Annotated in this window: 16 protein-coding genes; 8 read left to right on the forward strand and 8 right to left on the reverse strand. The window is 75.1% G+C overall.

Annotated elements, in window-relative coordinates; translation table 11 throughout:
- The first annotated feature begins 88 nt into the window (after positions 1 to 88).
- The 3 genes from ABZ881_RS08020 to ABZ881_RS08030 all read left to right on the forward strand — a co-directional run bounded on the left by ABZ881_RS08020 (position 89) and on the right by ABZ881_RS08030 (position 2,413).
- Positions 89 to 1,756 (forward strand): helix-turn-helix domain-containing protein, encoded by a 1,668-nt coding sequence (locus tag ABZ881_RS08020; protein WP_358482777.1) that lies wholly within the window; start codon positions 89 to 91, stop codon positions 1,754 to 1,756.
- Between the two features lie 8 nt (positions 1,757 to 1,764).
- Positions 1,765 to 2,070 carry a hypothetical protein gene (locus ABZ881_RS08025; protein ID WP_344020081.1) on the forward strand — a complete coding sequence of 102 codons (306 nt, stop codon included), beginning with the start codon at positions 1,765 to 1,767 and terminating at the stop codon, positions 2,068 to 2,070.
- Between the two features lie 139 nt (positions 2,071 to 2,209).
- Complete coding sequence (locus ABZ881_RS08030; protein ID WP_344020079.1) at positions 2,210 to 2,413, forward strand: cold-shock protein; 204 nt, start codon at positions 2,210 to 2,212, stop codon at positions 2,411 to 2,413.
- 75 nt (positions 2,414 to 2,488) lie between these two features.
- Here ABZ881_RS08030 and ABZ881_RS08035 read toward each other — a convergent pair whose 3' ends face one another.
- The 3 genes from ABZ881_RS08035 to ABZ881_RS08045 form a co-directional block, all read right to left on the reverse strand.
- Complete coding sequence (locus ABZ881_RS08035) at positions 2,489 to 3,133, reverse strand: TetR/AcrR family transcriptional regulator (RefSeq protein WP_358482779.1); 645 nt, start codon at positions 3,131 to 3,133, stop codon at positions 2,489 to 2,491.
- Positions 3,134 to 3,293: 160 nt separating this feature from the next.
- On the reverse strand, positions 3,294 to 4,895 hold the full coding sequence (locus ABZ881_RS08040; RefSeq protein ID WP_358482782.1) for an alpha/beta hydrolase: 1,602 nt from the start codon (positions 4,893 to 4,895) through the stop codon (positions 3,294 to 3,296).
- Positions 4,896 to 4,899: 4 nt separating this feature from the next.
- Positions 4,900 to 5,196, reverse strand: a complete 297-nt coding sequence (locus ABZ881_RS08045; RefSeq protein ID WP_358482784.1) for a hypothetical protein — start codon at positions 5,194 to 5,196, stop codon at positions 4,900 to 4,902.
- 213 nt (positions 5,197 to 5,409) lie between these two features.
- On the opposite strand from ABZ881_RS08045, the gene ABZ881_RS08050 reads away from it, so the two are divergent.
- A complete protein-coding gene (locus ABZ881_RS08050) occupies positions 5,410 to 5,856 on the forward strand; it encodes an SRPBCC family protein (RefSeq protein WP_358482785.1) in 447 nt (148 codons plus the stop codon).
- Here the strand turns inward: ABZ881_RS08050 and ABZ881_RS08055 are convergent.
- On the reverse strand, positions 5,853 to 6,614 hold the full coding sequence (locus ABZ881_RS08055) for an IclR family transcriptional regulator (RefSeq protein WP_358482787.1): 762 nt from the start codon (positions 6,612 to 6,614) through the stop codon (positions 5,853 to 5,855). The two genes, ABZ881_RS08050 and ABZ881_RS08055, sit on opposite strands and share 4 nt — an antisense overlap.
- A 141-nt stretch (positions 6,615 to 6,755) precedes the next feature.
- On the opposite strand from ABZ881_RS08055, the gene ABZ881_RS08060 reads away from it, so the two are divergent.
- Together ABZ881_RS08060 and ABZ881_RS08065 are read left to right on the forward strand one after the other, a co-directional pair.
- Positions 6,756 to 8,243, forward strand: a complete 1,488-nt coding sequence (locus ABZ881_RS08060; RefSeq protein WP_358482789.1) for an aldehyde dehydrogenase family protein — start codon at positions 6,756 to 6,758, stop codon at positions 8,241 to 8,243.
- A complete protein-coding gene (locus ABZ881_RS08065) occupies positions 8,240 to 9,796 on the forward strand; it encodes a GMC family oxidoreductase N-terminal domain-containing protein (RefSeq protein ID WP_358482790.1) in 1,557 nt (518 codons plus the stop codon). The genes ABZ881_RS08060 and ABZ881_RS08065 overlap by 4 nt, the downstream gene beginning before the upstream one ends.
- A gap of 60 nt (positions 9,797 to 9,856) precedes the next feature.
- Here ABZ881_RS08065 and ABZ881_RS08070 read toward each other — a convergent pair whose 3' ends face one another.
- The 4 genes from ABZ881_RS08070 to ABZ881_RS08085 are packed head-to-tail and all read right to left on the reverse strand — an operon-like array spanning position 9,857 to position 13,058.
- Entirely contained in the window at positions 9,857 to 10,621 is a 765-nt protein-coding gene (locus ABZ881_RS08070; protein ID WP_358482792.1) for a helical backbone metal receptor, read from the reverse strand.
- Positions 10,618 to 11,247, reverse strand: a complete 630-nt coding sequence (locus ABZ881_RS08075; protein ID WP_358482794.1) for a TetR/AcrR family transcriptional regulator — start codon at positions 11,245 to 11,247, stop codon at positions 10,618 to 10,620. Before ABZ881_RS08075 ends, ABZ881_RS08070 begins: the two co-directional genes overlap by 4 nt.
- A 27-nt stretch (positions 11,248 to 11,274) precedes the next feature.
- Positions 11,275 to 12,123 carry an oxidoreductase gene (locus ABZ881_RS08080; protein ID WP_358482796.1) on the reverse strand — a complete coding sequence of 283 codons (849 nt, stop codon included), beginning with the start codon at positions 12,121 to 12,123 and terminating at the stop codon, positions 11,275 to 11,277.
- 35 nt (positions 12,124 to 12,158) lie between these two features.
- Positions 12,159 to 13,058: a LysR family transcriptional regulator gene (locus tag ABZ881_RS08085; RefSeq protein ID WP_358482797.1), complete on the reverse strand. Its 900-nt coding sequence runs from the start codon at positions 13,056 to 13,058 to the stop codon at positions 12,159 to 12,161.
- A 68-nt stretch (positions 13,059 to 13,126) separates the two neighbouring features.
- On the opposite strand from ABZ881_RS08085, the gene ABZ881_RS08090 reads away from it, so the two are divergent.
- Positions 13,127 to 14,413, forward strand: a complete 1,287-nt coding sequence (locus tag ABZ881_RS08090) for an MFS transporter (protein ID WP_358482799.1) — start codon at positions 13,127 to 13,129, stop codon at positions 14,411 to 14,413.
- 5 nt (positions 14,414 to 14,418) lie between these two features.
- The gene (locus ABZ881_RS08095; protein WP_358482801.1) at positions 14,419 to 15,651 is read left to right on the forward strand and encodes an alpha/beta fold hydrolase; all 1,233 of its coding nucleotides are present in this window, start codon (positions 14,419 to 14,421) and stop codon (positions 15,649 to 15,651) included.
- The last annotated feature ends 2 nt before the right edge of the window (positions 15,652 to 15,653 follow it).

A 15,653-nucleotide genomic window follows, 5' to 3' on the forward strand; every position in this document is an offset into this window, starting at 1 on the left:
CCGCGCCGGGGCCGGGCCCTCCGCCGAGGGGCCCGGCCCTGGCGTCCCGGCGGCGTACGGGTGAGGATCAGCGGTGAAGGGAGGGTCGATGACGACCAGGAGCGTCTGGGAGCTGTTCCAGTCCGGCGAGGAACCGCGGGAGCTGCGCGGCGACCTCCTCACGTCCTGGCGCCGCTCCCGGTTCAGCGGCGTCGATCCGGAGTACGTCGACGTCCCCTACGTCGAGACCGACGCGGACTCGCCGTTCGCCCGGGTCGCCGTCCCGATCATGACCGGGATGGCCGGGCTGCTGGTCGGTGACCGGTCCTGCCTGGCGCTGTCCGACGAGCACGGCAGCGTGATCTGGCGCTGGGTGTCCGAGCCGATGCTGCGCGGCACGCTCGACGAGCTGTCGGTGATCGAGGGCTTCTGCTTCGGCGAGGAGTACGTCGGCACCAACGGCCTCGGCACCGCGCTGGAGACCGGCACGCTCGCCGTCGTGCACGGCACCGAGCACTACGTGCAGCGCTTCCACGACGTCACCTGCGTCGCCGCCCCGGTCCGGCACCCGGTCACCCGGCGCACCGTCGGCGCGGTCAACGTGACCTGCCGGGCGGGCGACGCGAACCACCTGCTCGCCGTGGTGGTGCGCAAGCTGGTCGAGGAGATCCGGGCCGCCCTGCTCGACCAGGCGAGCGTCCGCGAGCGGCTGCTGCTCGACGCCTTCCTGGCCGAGCAGCGCCGGGGGAGCGGCCCGGTCGCGGTGGTCGGTGACGGCGTCCTGATCACCAACTCCGAGGCGGCCGACATCGGCCTGGACCGGCTCGACGTCTGGGACGAGCTCCGCTCACCGCACAGCGACGTGGTGGACGGGACCTCGATCGAGCTGCCCGCCGACCTCACCGCCCGGGTACGTCTGGTGCGCTCCGGCGGCACCACAGCGGGCGCCCTGCTGACCGTGGCCGGCCGGGAGCCCGACGCCGCAGTCCCCGGGCCGCGCCGCCGCCCCGCACCGGAGGCCGATCCGTGGTCGGCCGCGGCCACCCGCGCCGCCCGGCTGATCGGCACCGGCCCGGTCGTGGTCCGCGGCGGGAGCGGGACCGGGAAGGCGACCGTGCTGGCCGGCGCGCTCGGCCCGCACACCGTGCTGGACGCCGCCACGCACGCCGTCGACGGGACGACGGCCTGGATCGGGCGGCTGCGGGCCGCGCTCGCCGACGGCGCGGTGCTGCTGCGGCACGTCGAGCTGCTCGACGAGGCCGCGGCACGCGTGGTCGCCGCGGTGCTCGCCGGCCGGTCACCGGTCGGGCTGACCGCCACCGTCGCCGACGGCGAGCCGCCCGGCCCGGCCGCGGCCCTGCTGCTCGACGCGATCGGCGCGGGCACCGTCACGCTGCCGTCGCTGCGCAGCAGGCCCGACGACATCGCCGTACTGGCCCGCACGCTGCTGCGCCGGCACGGCGAGGGACTGTCGTTCGCGCCGGACGCGCTCGCCGCGCTGCGCCGGCACGACTGGCCCGGCAACCTCGCCGAGCTCGCCAGGGCGGTCCGGGACGCCGTCGCCGAGGATCCCGGGCCGGTGCTGCCCGCCGCCGCGCTGCCGGACGGGATCCGCGCCGCTGCCGCCCGCCGCGCGCTGACCCCGCTCGAACGGGCCGAGGCGCAGGTCATCCGCACCGTGCTCGGCGCGCACGGGGGCAACAAGTCGACCGCCGCCCGCGAGCTGGGGATTTCCCGGACCGCCCTCTACGCCAAGATCCGCAGCTACCGCCTCTGAGGAGTCCCGTGTTCGTAGAAGTCACCGAGTCCGACGTCCGGCTGGCCGAGCCGGAGGTGTTCACCGCCTTCCACGTGGTCCGGCCGGCCGGCATGAGCCCGGACGCGCTGGCCGCGGCGCTGGCCGGGCACGAGGTGGGCCGGCCCGACGGCGACGACGTCCTGGTCCGGGTCGACGCGGTCCGCAGGATGGCCGAGGGCCGGGTCGGTGCGGACTGGGCGGAGGGCTTCGCCGGGATGCTGGCCTACGCCGACCGGAAGGGCTGGCTGACCGACGACGGTGCGATGGTGCGCGCGCACGTGGAGATCGGCTGACATCCCCGTCAAGATCAGGACGAAGCGGACATCGCTCCGCGACGCGCCCGAGTTTGATGCTCTCGCCCGGTGCCCCTCGGGCGTGTTGGCGGCTAGGGTCCACCTCGTAGGTACCGGCAAGACGCGAGGAGACATCCGGATGCCACAGGGAACCGTCAAGTGGTTCAACGCGGAGAAGGGGTACGGGTTCATCACGCCGGACGGAGGCGGGCAGGACCTGTTCGTCCACTTCAGCGCGATCCAGTCCTCCGGATACCGCACCCTCGACGAGGGGCAGGCCGTGACCTTCGAGGTCACGCAGGGGCAGAAGGGTCCGCAGGCGGACCAGGTCGTGCCCACCTGAGCGGGAGAACCTCCCACAGACGGAAACGCCCGGGGTGCATCGCACACCCCGGGCGTTCTCGTGTCGGAGGGTCGGTCAGTCGGCGAGCCGAGTCTCGAGCCCGGCGATGAACAGCTCGGTCCGGCGCAGCGTCCAGCTGCGGGGCGGGTCGTCGATCTGATCGCGGAAGACCGCGCGGATCTGCGGGTCGAACGGCTGCGCCGACTCGATCACCTGGTCGCGGCGCCGCACGTCGCCCACGCCCTGGCCGTTCGCGCTGAGCCAGGGGTGCATGCCCATCTGGAACACGGTGCCGGCGGCCAGCACCGCGTCCTCCGCGCTGAGCCCGGCGGCGAGCAGCCGGTCGGTGAGCCGCTGCATCACCGCCATCAGCGCCTCGGGCGCCTCGGGCAGCCGGACCATCGCCGGTGCGAGGCCGGGATGCGCGGCCATGACGTCGAAGGTCGCGGCGGCGAACGCGAGCAGCTGCTCCTGCCAGCGGCCCTCCGCGTCGGGGAAGACGTCCTCGGTCACGACATCGTCGACCAGCGCGGCCACCAGCGACTCCAGGCTGGGGAAGTGCCGGTAGAACGTGGAGTACTTGACGCCGACCCGGGCGGTCACCGCGCCGACCGTCAGGTCGGAGAAGCCGAGCTCACGGGCGGCTGCGAGCAGCGTGGCCCGGTCGGTCAACGGGGGGCGTCCGGTGCGCCGCGCCGGTCTGCTCTCGGTCTCGGTCACGTCCGCATGCTACTGCCCGTGCCCGGTCCGGTGGGAGGGTAGTCGCCGTCTATCTGACGACTATCTGTGACCTGCGCCATTTCTGGTTCCTTGAGCGGTCGCTCATTCGGCCGGACGGACGGATCGGCGTCCCTGAGAGCGCCGTGTCGATCACTCAGCGTCATCCCCTCGCAGTGCCCGCGACGATCCGCCCGATGGTGTGCAGAGCCGGCGTCCCCGGATCCCAGTAGGCGCTGTGCGCGGACGCCCATTCCGACTCGTCGGTCGGTGTCGCGGGGTCGTCGTGCAGGCTCCGGCCCAGCGGCCCCGGTGCCGACTCGAAGACCGTCGCGCCGAATCCGGGGCCGGCCGGGTCCGCGCCGTGCACCGGCCCGGTCGGTCCGAACCCGCTCGAGGTGCCGAACAGCTCGGGGCCGGGAGCCAGCCGGATCGGGTCGTTTGCCGCGGTCGTCGCCCAGACCCGGCCGTCCGGCACCCCGAGCTCGCCGGCCTTCCCGGCCCCGACCCCGGGGCTGCCGACGAACACCACGTCGTCCACCGCGATCCCGGGCCCGGCGGCCCGGCCCAGCACCAGCGAGCCGTACGAGTGCCCGACGGCGGTCAGGTGCACCGGCCCGTCGTGCCCGGAGCGCAGCCCCTCCTGGAACCGGCGCAGGTCCGCGGCGGCCCGGGCGGCCTCCCGCGGGTCGGTGGCGGCCATCAGGTCGGCCGGGGTGCGGTAGCCGGTCCACAGCACCGCGGCCACCTCGCCGTCCGGTCCGGCGGCGCGGGCCGCGTCCCGGGTGGCGTCGATCCGGCGCAGGTCCTCCCCGGCCGAGGCCCAGCCCGCCCCGGTGCCCGGCACGTGCGTGACGACGTGCGCGGCCCGCTCCGGGTCGCCGACGGCCAGCACCACCTGCCCGTTCCCGGTGCCGCCGGCGAGATCGAGGAGCAGCGCGTCGCCCGCGGCCAGCCTGTGGTGCACCGCCGCCAGCCCGGCCAGGTCGGCCTCGGCGCGGGCCGCCCCGCGGTCGTCACCGAGCAGCCGCAGCCGGTCGGCGTGCGCCCGGAGCCTGCTGCGCTCGGCGTCCAGCCGGATCCGGTTGGCCCGGTCCCGGGCCGCCGGGGGGATCCCATCGGTGCCGCCGACCAGCTCCGGCCGGGTCCGGGTGAGCCGGTCGCGCTCGCCGTCGGGCAGGCCGGTCCACCAGGCGCGGGCGGCCCCCACCCCGACGGGTGCGACGGCCGGTGCGCCGCCGGGCGCCGGGCGCAGCGCGTGCAGCGCGGCGGTGGCGACGGCGTCCGAGCGGGCCGCGTCGGCCAGCGCCGCCCGCACCGCGGCGCCGAACCGCAGGCTCTCCACCATGAGCAGCCCGGCCGTCGCGGCCACACCGACCGGCAGCGCGGTCGCGGCACCGCGCACCACCGACGGCACCGAGACCGTGCCGGCGCCGAGATCGACGTCGAGCAGCGGATGCACCGCCAGCGCGGCCACCACGATCCGGCGCTGCGCGGCGAGCACCTCGCCGGCGTGCCTGCCCAGCACATCGCCCGCCCGGGTGGCGACCGCGGAGCCGGCGACCAGCCTGCTGCGCAGCGCGTCCTGCTGCTCGCGGGCGCGATCGGCGTCCGCGCCGGCCCAGCGGCAGGGCAGCGCGGCGGTCCCGGCCCGGCCGAGATCGTCGGCGCGGGCCGCGAGCCGGTCGGCGAGTGCCTCCCAGGAGCGGCTGCGGCGCAGCCAGGCCCCGGGATCGGCGGCCAGCAGTTCGGTGAGCGTCGGCACCGGATCAGCCGGTGAACGACGCGGCGGCGGACTCGTCGGCCTCGCGCCAGCCCGCGGCGGCGGCGCGCACCGCCCCGGCGGTGTGCCGGGCCCGCTCGGCGTGCCCGCGGACGGCGTCGAGCAGGTCGGCCTCCAGCTCGGCGGCCGCGGTGCCGGAGCCGAAACCGGGATCCGCCGGCAGCGCGGGCACCGTGGCGGCGGCATCGGCCAGCGCGTCGGCGAGCGCGGTCAGCCGCTCCGCGGAGGCGATCAGCAGGACGGGCTCGACGCACACCGTCCCGGTCGTGACGGTCGGGTCCATCGGTACCACCGGTCGGCCTCCCGGGCGCGGCGCGGGCGTCCGGTACGACCCGCTGAGGTTCCGCAGTGTGCGCCGGACGGCCCCGTCGGCGCGGCGGAACGCCGGAACCGGGTCGCGCCCGCGATCGCCGAGCAGGCACCGGGCGGCACTCTCGATCAAGGTTCCGCGACGTGAGACCATCTTCGCCGTCCGAGTCGGGGTGAGAGGAGCGACGTGGTCGGCTTCCAGCGGGTGATGACGGTGTCCACCCCAGCCGGTGCCGTGCTCGGTTACCTGGCCGATCTCGGACACAGCGAGACCTGGAACCCCGGTACCAAGACGTGCACCCGGTCCGACGACGGCGGCCCGATCGACGTCGGGTCCACCTGGCAGGCGGTCGCGGTGTACAACGGTCGGGAGACCGAGCTGACCTACACGCTGGCCGGCCGCAGCGACTCCCGGCTGGAGTTCGTCGGGGAGAACAGCACGGTCACCGCGACCGTGGAGATCGTCGCGGAGCCCACCGATCCGGCACCGGACGGCGGCAGCGTCGTCACCTACACGGCGGACCTGCGCTTCAAGGGCCTGCTCAAGCTGGCCGTACCGTTCCTGCGCCGAGAGTTCGAGCGGCTCGGCGACGAGATCGAGCGCAACCTCCCGACGGTGCTCGAGCGGCTCTAGACCGGTTCCCAGAACCCCATCCGGCGGCTGATCTCGCGCCCGGCGGCGACCACCTCCGGGGTGATCTCCTCGATCCGCTCGACCGGGAGCCGGTACGCCGGCCCGGACACCGACAGCGCCGCCACGACGGTCCCGCTGTGGTCGCGCACCGGCGCGGCGACCGCGTTCAGCCCGGTCTCCAGCTCCTCCAGCGACCACGCGTAGCCGGCCGCGGCGACCTCGGCGAGCTCCCGGGACAGCGCGTTCCGGTCGGCCGGCCGGACCTCCTCGGGCAGCGCCGTCGGGTCGTCGGCGACGGCCGCCGCGAGCAGCACCTTGCCGCTGGAGGTGTTGTGCATCGGGGTGATCCGGCCGAGCCAGTTGTAGGTCGTGACCATCGCCGGGCCGCGCGCCTGGTCGACGTTGACCGCGAAGCCGCGGTCCGGGATCGCGATGTTCACCGTCTCGCCGAGCCGGGCCGCCAGCTCGTCGCACACCGGGCGGCCCTGGGTGGTGACCTCCAGCCGTTCGGCGACCCGGCCGGCCAGCGGGATCAGGCCGAAGCCCAGGCGGTACTTGCCGCGGTCCCCGATCTGCTCGACCAGGCCGTGCTCCTCCAGCGCCCCGAGCAGCCGGAACGCCGTTGACTTGTGCACCTCGAGCGCAGCGGCGAGCTCGCTGACCCCGGCCTCGCCGAGCCCGGCGATGAGCTCCAGGACGGTGATCGCGCGGTCGACGGACTGCACCCCGGACTCGCGACTCCGCACCGGGTTGCCCATGGCGCAACCCTAACCGCGCCGCCGCCGGTACGCCCGCCCGGACGGTCCGGGAAAGCGTGACCCCCACCCGCCCGGTGAGGATGGTCATCCGGTTCCGACCCCGGCTTGCGTTCGCTCAGCCGCAGGTGAACGCTGCCCCCCGTGCCGAGCCTCTACATTGACGGAACCTGGACCGGCGGCTCCGCCGGGACCGCTCCGGTGATCAACCCGTACGACGCGTCCACCGTGACCGAGGTCGACCAGGCCGGGCCGGACGACGTCGACCGCGCGGTCGCCGCCGCCCGCCGCGCGTTCGACACCGGGCCGTGGCGCGCCACGTCCACCGCCGAGCGCGGCGCGATCCTCGCCACGATCGCGGACCTGCTGGTCCGCGACCGGGAGGAGATCGCCCGCACCGAGACCCTGGACACCGGGAAGACGATCGCCGAGGGCAGGCAGGACGTCGACGACGTCACCGCGGTCTTCCGCTACTACGCCGGGCTGGCCGACAAGGACGCCGGGCGGATCGTGGACACCGGCAGCGCCACCGTGGTGTCCCGGATCGTGCACGAGCCGGTCGGTGTCTGCGCGCTGATCACGCCGTGGAACTACCCGCTGCTGCAGCTGTCCTGGAAGGTCGCCCCGGCGATCGCCGCGGGGAACACGATGGTGATCAAGCCCAGCGAGGTGACCCCGCTGACGTCGGTGAAGCTGGTCGAGCTGTGCGCCGAGGCCGGCATCCCGCCCGGCGTCGTCAACATCGTGCTCGGCGACGGCCCGTCGGTGGGCGCCCCGCTGACCGAGCACGACGACGTCGACATGGTGTCGTTCACCGGCGGGCTGAACACGGGCCGGGCGATCATCCGGGCGTCGGCGGAGACGGTGAAGCGCACCGCCGTCGAGCTCGGCGGGAAGAACCCGAACATCGTCTTCGCCGACACCGACTTCGAGCTGGCCGTGGACTACGCGATGCTCGCGGTGTTCCTGCACTCCGGGCAGGTCTGCTCGGCCGGTGCCCGGCTGATCATCGAGGACGCGATCGCGGACGCGCTGGTCGACGAGATCGTCCGCCGGGCGCAGCGGATCCGGCTGGGCAACGGGCTCGCCGACGGTGTCGAGGTCGGCCCGCTGGTCTCCGCCGCGCACCTGGCCAAGATCGAGGACTTCGTCGCGGCCGCCCGCGCCGAGGGCGCCACGATCCGCTGCGGCGGCGCCCGGCCGGACGCCCCGGAGCTCAAGGACGGCTATTTCTACCTGCCGACCGTGATCACCGACCTGGCCCCGGGCTCCCGGCTGATCAAGGAGGAGACCTTCGGGCCGCTGCTGACCGTGGAGCGTTTCAGCACCGAGGACGAGGCGATCCGGCTCGGCAACGACACCGAGTACGGCCTGGCCGGTGCCGTGTTCACCCAGGACATGGGGCGGGCCAACCGGGTCGCGAACGCGCTGCGCCACGGCACCGTCTGGATCAACGACTTCCACCCGTACTTCCCGGGTGCGGAGTGGGGCGGCATGGGCCGCTCCGGCAACGGCCGCGAGCTGGGCCCGACCGGGCTGGCCGAGTACCAGGAGATCAAGCACGTCTGGCACAACACCGCGCCGGAGCCGCAGCGCTGGTTCGCCGGGAGCACCGAGGGGGAGCAGAAGTGAGCGACCGCTTCGACTACGTCGTCGTCGGCGGCGGCTCGGCGGGCTGCGCGGTCGCCGCGCGACTGTCCGAGGACCCGTCGACCCGGGTGCTGCTGCTGGAGGCGGGCCCGTCCGACGTCGGCGACCAGGCCATCCTGCGGCTCGCCGACTGGATGAACCTGCTCGACTCCGGCTACGACTGGGACTACCCGGTCGAGCCGCAGGAGCGCGGCAACTCGCACATGCGGCACGCCCGCGCGAAGGTGCTCGGCGGCTGCTCGTCGCACAACTCGTGCATCGCGTTCTGGACGCCGCGCGAGGACCTCGATGAGTGGGCCGCGTCCGGGCTCACCGGCTGGTCGGCCGACGAGTGCTGGCCGCTGATCGCCCGCCTGGAGACCAACGACGGCGAGTGGTCGGGCCACGGCCGCTCCGGCCCGGTCAACCTCATGCAGATCCCACCGCGCGATCCCTGCGGCAACGCCGTGCTGGAAGCCGCCGCCGCGGTCGGGATGCCGACGGTGCGGTTCAACGAGGGCAGCACGGTCACCGACGGCGCCGGCTACTTCCAGATCAACTCCTTCCCGGACGGGACGCGGGCCTCGTCGTCGGCGTCCTACCTGCACCCGATCCTGGACTCGCGGCCGAACCTGGAGGTCCGGACCGACTGCTGGGCGTCCCAGGTGCTGTTCGACGGCGACCGGGCGACCGGCGTCGAGTACCAGCGCGGGATCGGGCCCGGCCGGGAGGCGGTGCACGCCGATCGCGAGGTGGTCCTCTCGGCGGGCGCGATCGACACCCCGAAGCTGCTCATGCTCTCCGGCATCGGGCCGGCCGGGCACCTGCGCGAGTTCGGCATCGACGTGCGGGTGGACGCGCCGGGCGTCGGGTCCAACCTGGACGACCACGTGGAGGGCCTGGTCTTCTGGGACGCGGCCCGGCCGATGGTCACCGAGTCCACCCAGTGGTGGGAGATCGGCCTGTTCCACCGCACCGGCCCGGGGCTGGACCGGCCGGACCTGATGATGCACTACGGCTCGGTGCCGTTCGACATGAACACGCTGCGCTGGGGCTACCCGACCACCGACAACGGGTTCTGCCTGACCCCGAACGTCACCCGCGGCCGGTCCCGCGGCACGGTGCGGCTGCGCACCCGGGACTTCCGGGACCGGGCGCGCGTCGATCCGCGGTACTTCACCGACCCGGACGGCCACGACATGCGGATCATGACCGAGGGCATCCGGCTGGCCCGGCGGATCGCCGAGCAGCCCGTGCTCAAGGAGTGGATCGCCGCGGAGCTGGCACCCGGCCCGGACGCCGTCACCGACGACGAGCTGGCCGACTACATCTCCAAGACCCACAACACCGTCTACCACCCGGCGTGCACGGCGCGGATGGGTGTCGACGGCGACCCGGACGCCGTGCTCGACCCGCAGCTGCGGGTGCGCGGGGTGCGGAACCTGCGGGTCGCGGACGCCTCGGCGATGCCGTTCCTGCCGGCGATCAACCCGAACATCACCACGATGATGATCGGCGAGAAGTGCTCGGACCTGCTGCGGGCCGAGCACCGCTGACCGTCCCGCGGGGCGACCGGCGACCGCGTTGCACACGCCGTGCCCGGCGCGGGCCGGGTGTCAGGCGCGGGCCGGCAGCCCGAGCGCGCCGGGGAGCTCCCGGGCCGCCTCGACCAGACTCGGGCCGTACCAGGTCAGGAGCCGACCGCTGACCAGCGCGGATGGCGCGTCGAACGCTTCCGGCCCGTCGTCGGCGGTGAACAGGTACGGCTCGTCGGGCAGCACGACGAGATCGTGCGGCGGAAGGTCGTCCGGGTCGATGCGCGGGTAGCGCTCCGGGGAGCCCGCGAGCACGTTGTCGACACCGAGCCGGTGCAGCACGGCGCCGGTGAAGGTGTCCGAACCGGCCGCCATCCACGGCTTCCGCCAGATCGGCACGACCGCGCGCCGGCGTGGCTCGGCGGGCTGCAGCGAGGCCCACAGCTCGCGGGCCTCGCCCAGCCACCCCGGCTCGTCCAGACCGCAGGCGGTGAGCATCCGACCCAGCGAGGTCAGCCCGCCGTCGACGTCGCGGATATCGGTCACGTACACGGCCGCGCCGGCCGCGCGCAGCGCGTCCAGGTCGGGCAGCCGGTTCTCCTCCTGGTTGGCGAGCACCAGATCGGGGTCGAGCGCGAGGACCCGCTCGACGTCCGGGTTCTTCGTCCCGCGCACCCGCTCGGCGGCCAGCCCCTCCGGATGGGTGCACCAGTCGGTCGCGCCGACCACGAGCCCGGGGGCGGTCACCTCGACCGCCTCGGTCAGCGACGGGACCAGCGAGACCACTCGCCGCACCTCGCCGGGGACGGGCACCGTGCGGCCCTCGTCGTCGATCACCGGGGTCATCCTCCGACGGTAGCCTCCGACCCCCGTCGGAGCAGCCCGTGGAGTGCTGCGGACGCGATGGCGTCGGCCTCGGCGGGCCCGAGCCGGGCGTGTCCGGTGAGCAGCCGGAAGATCAGCGGTCCGAACAGGACGTCCTGGGCGACCTCGACGTCGATCGAGCCGTCCACCTCGCCGCGCTCCACCGCGCGCTGCCAGAGCTCGCCGATCGCCGCCCGGCGCCCGGCCAGGAAGTAGGTGCGGAAGTACTCCGCGCCCTGAGGGTCGGTCACCGAGGCGGCGAGCAGCTGCGCGAACACCTCGCCCGCCTGGCTGGCGTAGAACTCGCTGACCCGGCGGACCTGCGCGGTGAGGTCACCGACCGCGCTGCCGGTGTCGGGCAGCGGCAGTGCGCCGGCCATCCGCTCGCCGAACGCCTCGGCCGCGACCGCCGTCCGGCTCGGCCAGTGCTTGTAGATCGTCGCCTTGCTCACCCCGGAGCGTGCACTGATCCCGTCGACGGTCGCCGCGGGGAGCCCGCCGGCGCGCAGCAGCTCGTCCGTCGCGTCCAGGACGGCCCGGCGGGCGCGCACACTCCGCGGCCGCTGCGACCGGGTCGCCGTCGGCCCGTCGTCGGGTGGGGTCGGCATCGGGCCGATCATCGCAGAACGAGCGGATCACCGGATCCGGTGCCCGTCGGGGAAGTCGGTGGAGCGGGCCAGCGCCTCCCACTCCGCGAACTCCGCCGACATCTCGGCGCGCGCCTGCCCGACCAGCTCCACCGCGTCCGACCCGAGGAGCAGGTGCACCGGCGGGTTCGCGGAGCCGACCACCTGCAGGACCGCGGCCGCCGCCTTCGCCGGATCGCCGAGCTGGCGGCCGCTGCCCGAGCGGCGGGCCTCCCGTCGCGGCTCGATCAACGTGTCGTAGTCGGGCACCGTCCGCTCGGACCGGACCATCGACCGGCCCGCCCAGTCGGTCCGGAACGAGCCGGGCTCGATCGCGGTGACCCGCACGCCGAATCCGGCCACCTCGCGGGCGAGGGCGTCGAGGATGCCCTCCAGGGCGTACTTGCTCCCGTGGTAGGCGGCGAGCCCGGGGAAGGTGCGCAGGCCGCCCATCGAGGTGACCCCGAGTATGTGCCCGGAGCGGCGGGCGCGCATGCCCGGGAGCACTGCCTTGATCACCGCGACCGCGCCGAAGACGTTCACCTCGAACTGGCGTCGCAGCTCGGCCATCGAGGTCTCCTCGAGCAGGCCCTCGTGGCCGTACCCGGCGTTCGCGACCAGGACGTCGACCGGGCCGACGGTCCGCTCGACCTCGGTGACGGTGCTCAGGACCGCGTCGGCGTCGGTGACGTCGAGGAGCCGGGCGTGCGCACGCCCGGGGGCCGTGGCGGAGAACGCCTCGGCGTCGGACTCACGGCGCACGGTTCCGACAACCGTGTGACCCGCGTCCAGGCCGGCCAGTGCGATCGCGCGGCCCAGGCCACTGCTGACGCCGGTGACGAGGAAGGTGCTGCCCATCGGGACCTCCAACTGAACTGAACGTTTAGTTCATTCTAGCGCACGTGCTGCAACAGTCGGGGACCGTGCTCGGCGACGAAGTCGCACAGGTCGCGGACCGGTGCGGTCCGGCGGCCGCCCGCGGCGTGCACCATCCCGAGCGTGCGGACGGTGCGGGGGGCGCGCACCGGCAGCTGGACGACGCCGGGGACGTCCGGCCCGAGCGGCAGCAGCGCCACCCCGAGCCCGGCCCCGACCAGCCCGCGCAGGGTCGCCGTCTCGCCGCCCTCGAACGCCACCCGGGGCCGGAACCCGGCCTGCCCGCACCAGGCGCGGACGATGCCGTGCAGCCCGTAGCCGCGGGCGAACTGCAGGAACGGCTCGCCCGCCACCTCGGCGAGATCGGCGCCCGGCCCGTTCGCCAGGCGGTGCCCGGACGGCACCGCGAGCCGCAGCTCCTCCTCGGCCAGCGCGGTCGCGACCAGGCCCGGCTCGTCCGGCATCGGCGAGGTCAGGGCCAGGTCGACGGTGCCGTCGCGGACCCGGTCGAGCAGCGCGGTGTGCAGGGTCTGGACGAGATCGATCCGGATCGCCGGGTGCGCGTCGCGGAAGCCGCGCAGGATCCGGGGCACCACCTCGGGGCCGAGCGTGCCGAGGAAGCCGAAGGTGACCAGCCCGGTGACCGGGTCCGCGTCGCCGGCCAGCTGGGCGGCGGCCGCCGCCAGTTCGGCCAGCGCCGCCTCCGCCCGGGTCTGCAGCGTCCGGCCGGCCGGGGTGAGCCGCAGGCCGCGGCCGACGCGGCGGAACAGCGCGACGCCCAGCTCGTCCTCCAGTCGGGCGATCGAGCGGGACAGCGTCGGCTGCGGCACGCCGATCCGCTCGGCGGCCCGGGTGAGGTGCCCGTCCTGCGCGACGGCGACGAAGCGGTGCAGCGCGGGCGCCAGAGATTCATGCACATCTGCATTCTAATCGGTCGTCACATGCATTGGACGCATGGCAACGGTCGCGCCTACGGTCGTGTGCGATGACAACGACCGAACGTCCCGCGGCGCTCGCCGCCCCGCCGCACGAGCGCGGCTCGCCCGGCTACCGGCGGCTCGGCGCCGCCCTGTGGCTGTCCGGGATGGCGACGTTCGTGCTGGTCTACAGCGTGCAGGGGCTGCTGCCCGCGCTGTCCGCCGAGTTCGGAGTCGGATCGTCCACGGCCAGCCTGGTGCTGTCCGCGACGACCGGGGCGCTGGCGCTCGCCGTGCTCCCGCTGTCCGCCGTCACCGAGGCGTGGGGCCGCGCCCGGGTGATGACCTGGGCGCTCGCGGCGTCGGCCGTGCTCGCGCTGCTGGCTCCGCTGGCACCGACCTTCGAGACCCTCGTCGCGGTCCGGGCGCTGCAGGGGATCGCGCTCGCCGCGCTGCCCGCGCTGTCCATGGCGCACCTGACCCACGAGGTCGCCGGGCGGCACCTCGGCGGCGCGGTCGGGCTGCTGATCGCCGGCAACACGCTCGGCGGGCTGTCCGGGCGGCTGGTCGCGTCCTGGGTGGCCGAGCTCGGCGGCTGGCGGGCCGGGCTCGCCGCCGTCGGCGGGCTGTCGGTGCTGGCGACCGTCGCGTTCCGGCTGCTGCTGCCCGCACCGACCGCGCCCGCCCCGCCGCGGACCCGGCTGCGCGATCTCGGCGGCCCGCTGCGCCGCCATCTCACCGATCCCGGCCTGCTGTGCCTGTTCGGGATGGCGTTCCTGCTGATGGGCGCCTTCGTGACGGTCTACAACTACCTCGGGTTCCGGCTGCTCGCCGCGCCGTTCTCGCTGCCCGGCACGCTGGTCGGCCTGGTGTTCCTCGGCTACCTGGCGGGCAGCTGGGCGTCCACCCGGGCCGGCCGGCTGGGCGACCGGTTCGGCCGCCGTCCGGTGCTGTGGTCGGCCACCCTGCTCGCGCTGGCCGGGGTCTGGGTGACCCTGCCGGACGTCCTCGGCTCCGTTCTCGCCGGGCTGCTGATGATCACGGTCGGCTTCTTCGGCGCGCATTCGGTGGCCAGCAGCTGGGTCGGCCGCCGCTCCCGGCTGCTCCCCGGCGCGGTGCCTGCGCACGCGTCGTCGCTCTACCTGGTCGGCTACTACGCGGGCTCCAGCGTCGGCGGCGCGATCGGCGGGATCGCCTTCGACCACGGCGGCTGGCCCGCGCTGGCCGGCTACGTCAGCGGCCTGCTGCTCGCCGCACTCGCGCTGGCACTGGTGCTGCGCCGGATCGGCGCGCCGGGTCACGGCCGGGCGGGGAACCCGCAGGGTCCCCCGTTCGTGGACCGGGCCGGGAGGTGACGACGATGGGGGACCCGGCTGCGGCGTGGACCGCGATCGGCCGCGCCGAGGTGCAGCGGTCCGGTGGGTGGGTGCCGCGCCCGCTGTCCGGCGGCCGCGAGCTGCCGCTGGCCTGGGTGCGGGACGGGCCCGGCGAGCGGACGCCGGTGCTCGCCGTCCCCGGCGGGCCCGGCCTGGCCTCGGTGCTGCCCTACCGCGGCCTGCGCCGGGCGGCGGCCCGCCGCGGCCTCGACGTGATCATGGTGGAGCACCGCGGTGTCGGGCTGTCCCGCCACGACTCGACCGGCGCGGACCTCACCGTCGACGACGTCACCAGCACCTCCGCCGCCGACGACCTGGCCGCGGTGCTGGACGCGGCGGGCGTGCCGCGGGCGATCGTCTACGGCACCTCGTACGGCAGCTACCTGGCCCAGGTGTTCGCGGTCCGGCACCCGGACCGGATCGCGGCGATGGTGCTCGACTCGCCGGGCCTGGACGCCGGCGACGTCGCCGACGTCCGGGCACACCTGCGCGCGCTGTTCTGGGACGGGCACCATCCGGCGACGGCCCGGTGCGCGGCGCTGGTCCGCGAGCTCGCCGCCGCGGGGGAGGACCCGCTGGAGCTGTCCGGCGTGGTCCAGCACGTGTACGAGTTCGCGGGCAGCGCGCCGCTGGAGCGGCTGCTGGCGGCGCGGCTGCGTGGCCGGGGCCGGCGCAGCTGGGCGCGGATCGCCGGGCTCGGCCGGGCCGAGGTCGAGTCGCCGACCGGGCAGCCGCTGGTGTTCGAGCCCGACCTGGTCCGGCCGATCGGGCAGGGCGAGCTCGGCTTCGACGCCCCGCCGGACGGGCACCCGCTCGACCCGCAGCAGCTGTTCGCGCTCGCCCCGGCCGCGGAGTCGCGCACCCCGCCCTACGACATCCCGGTCGAGCTGGGCCGCTTCACCTGGCCGGTGGCGGTGGTGTCCGGCGACCGGGACCTGCGCACGCCACCACCGGTGGCCGAGCGGGTCGCCGAGCTGCTGCCCGACGCCGTGCTGGTCCCGCTCGCGGCGCACGGCCACAGCGCGCTGGACACCCACCGGCTGGCCGCGCTGAACGTCGCGCACGTGCTGGAGGCCGGCGCGCACCGGGCCCTGCCCGGGCTGGCGGGGCGGCTCGCCGCGCTGCCCAGGCGCGGGGCGTCCGCCCTGCTCGGCCCGGTCCTGCGGGCCGGCATCGCCCTCGACACCCGGCTGCCCGGCGCCCCACCCACCCCGTGACC

This window comes from Pseudonocardia sp. NPDC046786, assembly GCF_040645415.1.
Classification (GTDB): Bacteria; Actinomycetota; Actinomycetes; order Mycobacteriales; family Pseudonocardiaceae; genus Pseudonocardia; species Pseudonocardia kongjuensis.

What these genes read in the sequence shown, in the direction of transcription:
- ABZ881_RS08020 (WP_358482777.1), top strand. Translation starts at nt 89, where the DNA reads ATGACGACCAGGAGCGTCTGGGAGCTGTTCCAGTCCGGCGAGGAACCG.
- ABZ881_RS08030 (WP_344020079.1), top strand. Translation starts at nt 2,210, where the DNA reads ATGCCACAGGGAACCGTCAAGTGGTTCAACGCGGAGAAGGGGTACGGG.
- ABZ881_RS08045 (WP_358482784.1), bottom strand. Translation starts at nt 5,196, where the DNA reads ATGGACCCGACCGTCACGACCGGGACGGTGTGCGTCGAGCCCGTCCTG.
- ABZ881_RS08055 (WP_358482787.1), bottom strand. Translation starts at nt 6,614, where the DNA reads ATGGGCAACCCGGTGCGGAGTCGCGAGTCCGGGGTGCAGTCCGTCGAC.
- ABZ881_RS08070 (WP_358482792.1), bottom strand. Translation starts at nt 10,621, where the DNA reads ATGACCCCGGTGATCGACGACGAGGGCCGCACGGTGCCCGTCCCCGGC.
- ABZ881_RS08075 (WP_358482794.1), bottom strand. Translation starts at nt 11,247, where the DNA reads ATGCCGACCCCACCCGACGACGGGCCGACGGCGACCCGGTCGCAGCGG.
- ABZ881_RS08080 (WP_358482796.1), bottom strand. Translation starts at nt 12,123, where the DNA reads ATGGGCAGCACCTTCCTCGTCACCGGCGTCAGCAGTGGCCTGGGCCGC.
- ABZ881_RS08090 (WP_358482799.1), top strand. Translation starts at nt 13,127, where the DNA reads ATGACAACGACCGAACGTCCCGCGGCGCTCGCCGCCCCGCCGCACGAG.
- ABZ881_RS08095 (WP_358482801.1), top strand. Translation starts at nt 14,419, where the DNA reads ATGGGGGACCCGGCTGCGGCGTGGACCGCGATCGGCCGCGCCGAGGTG.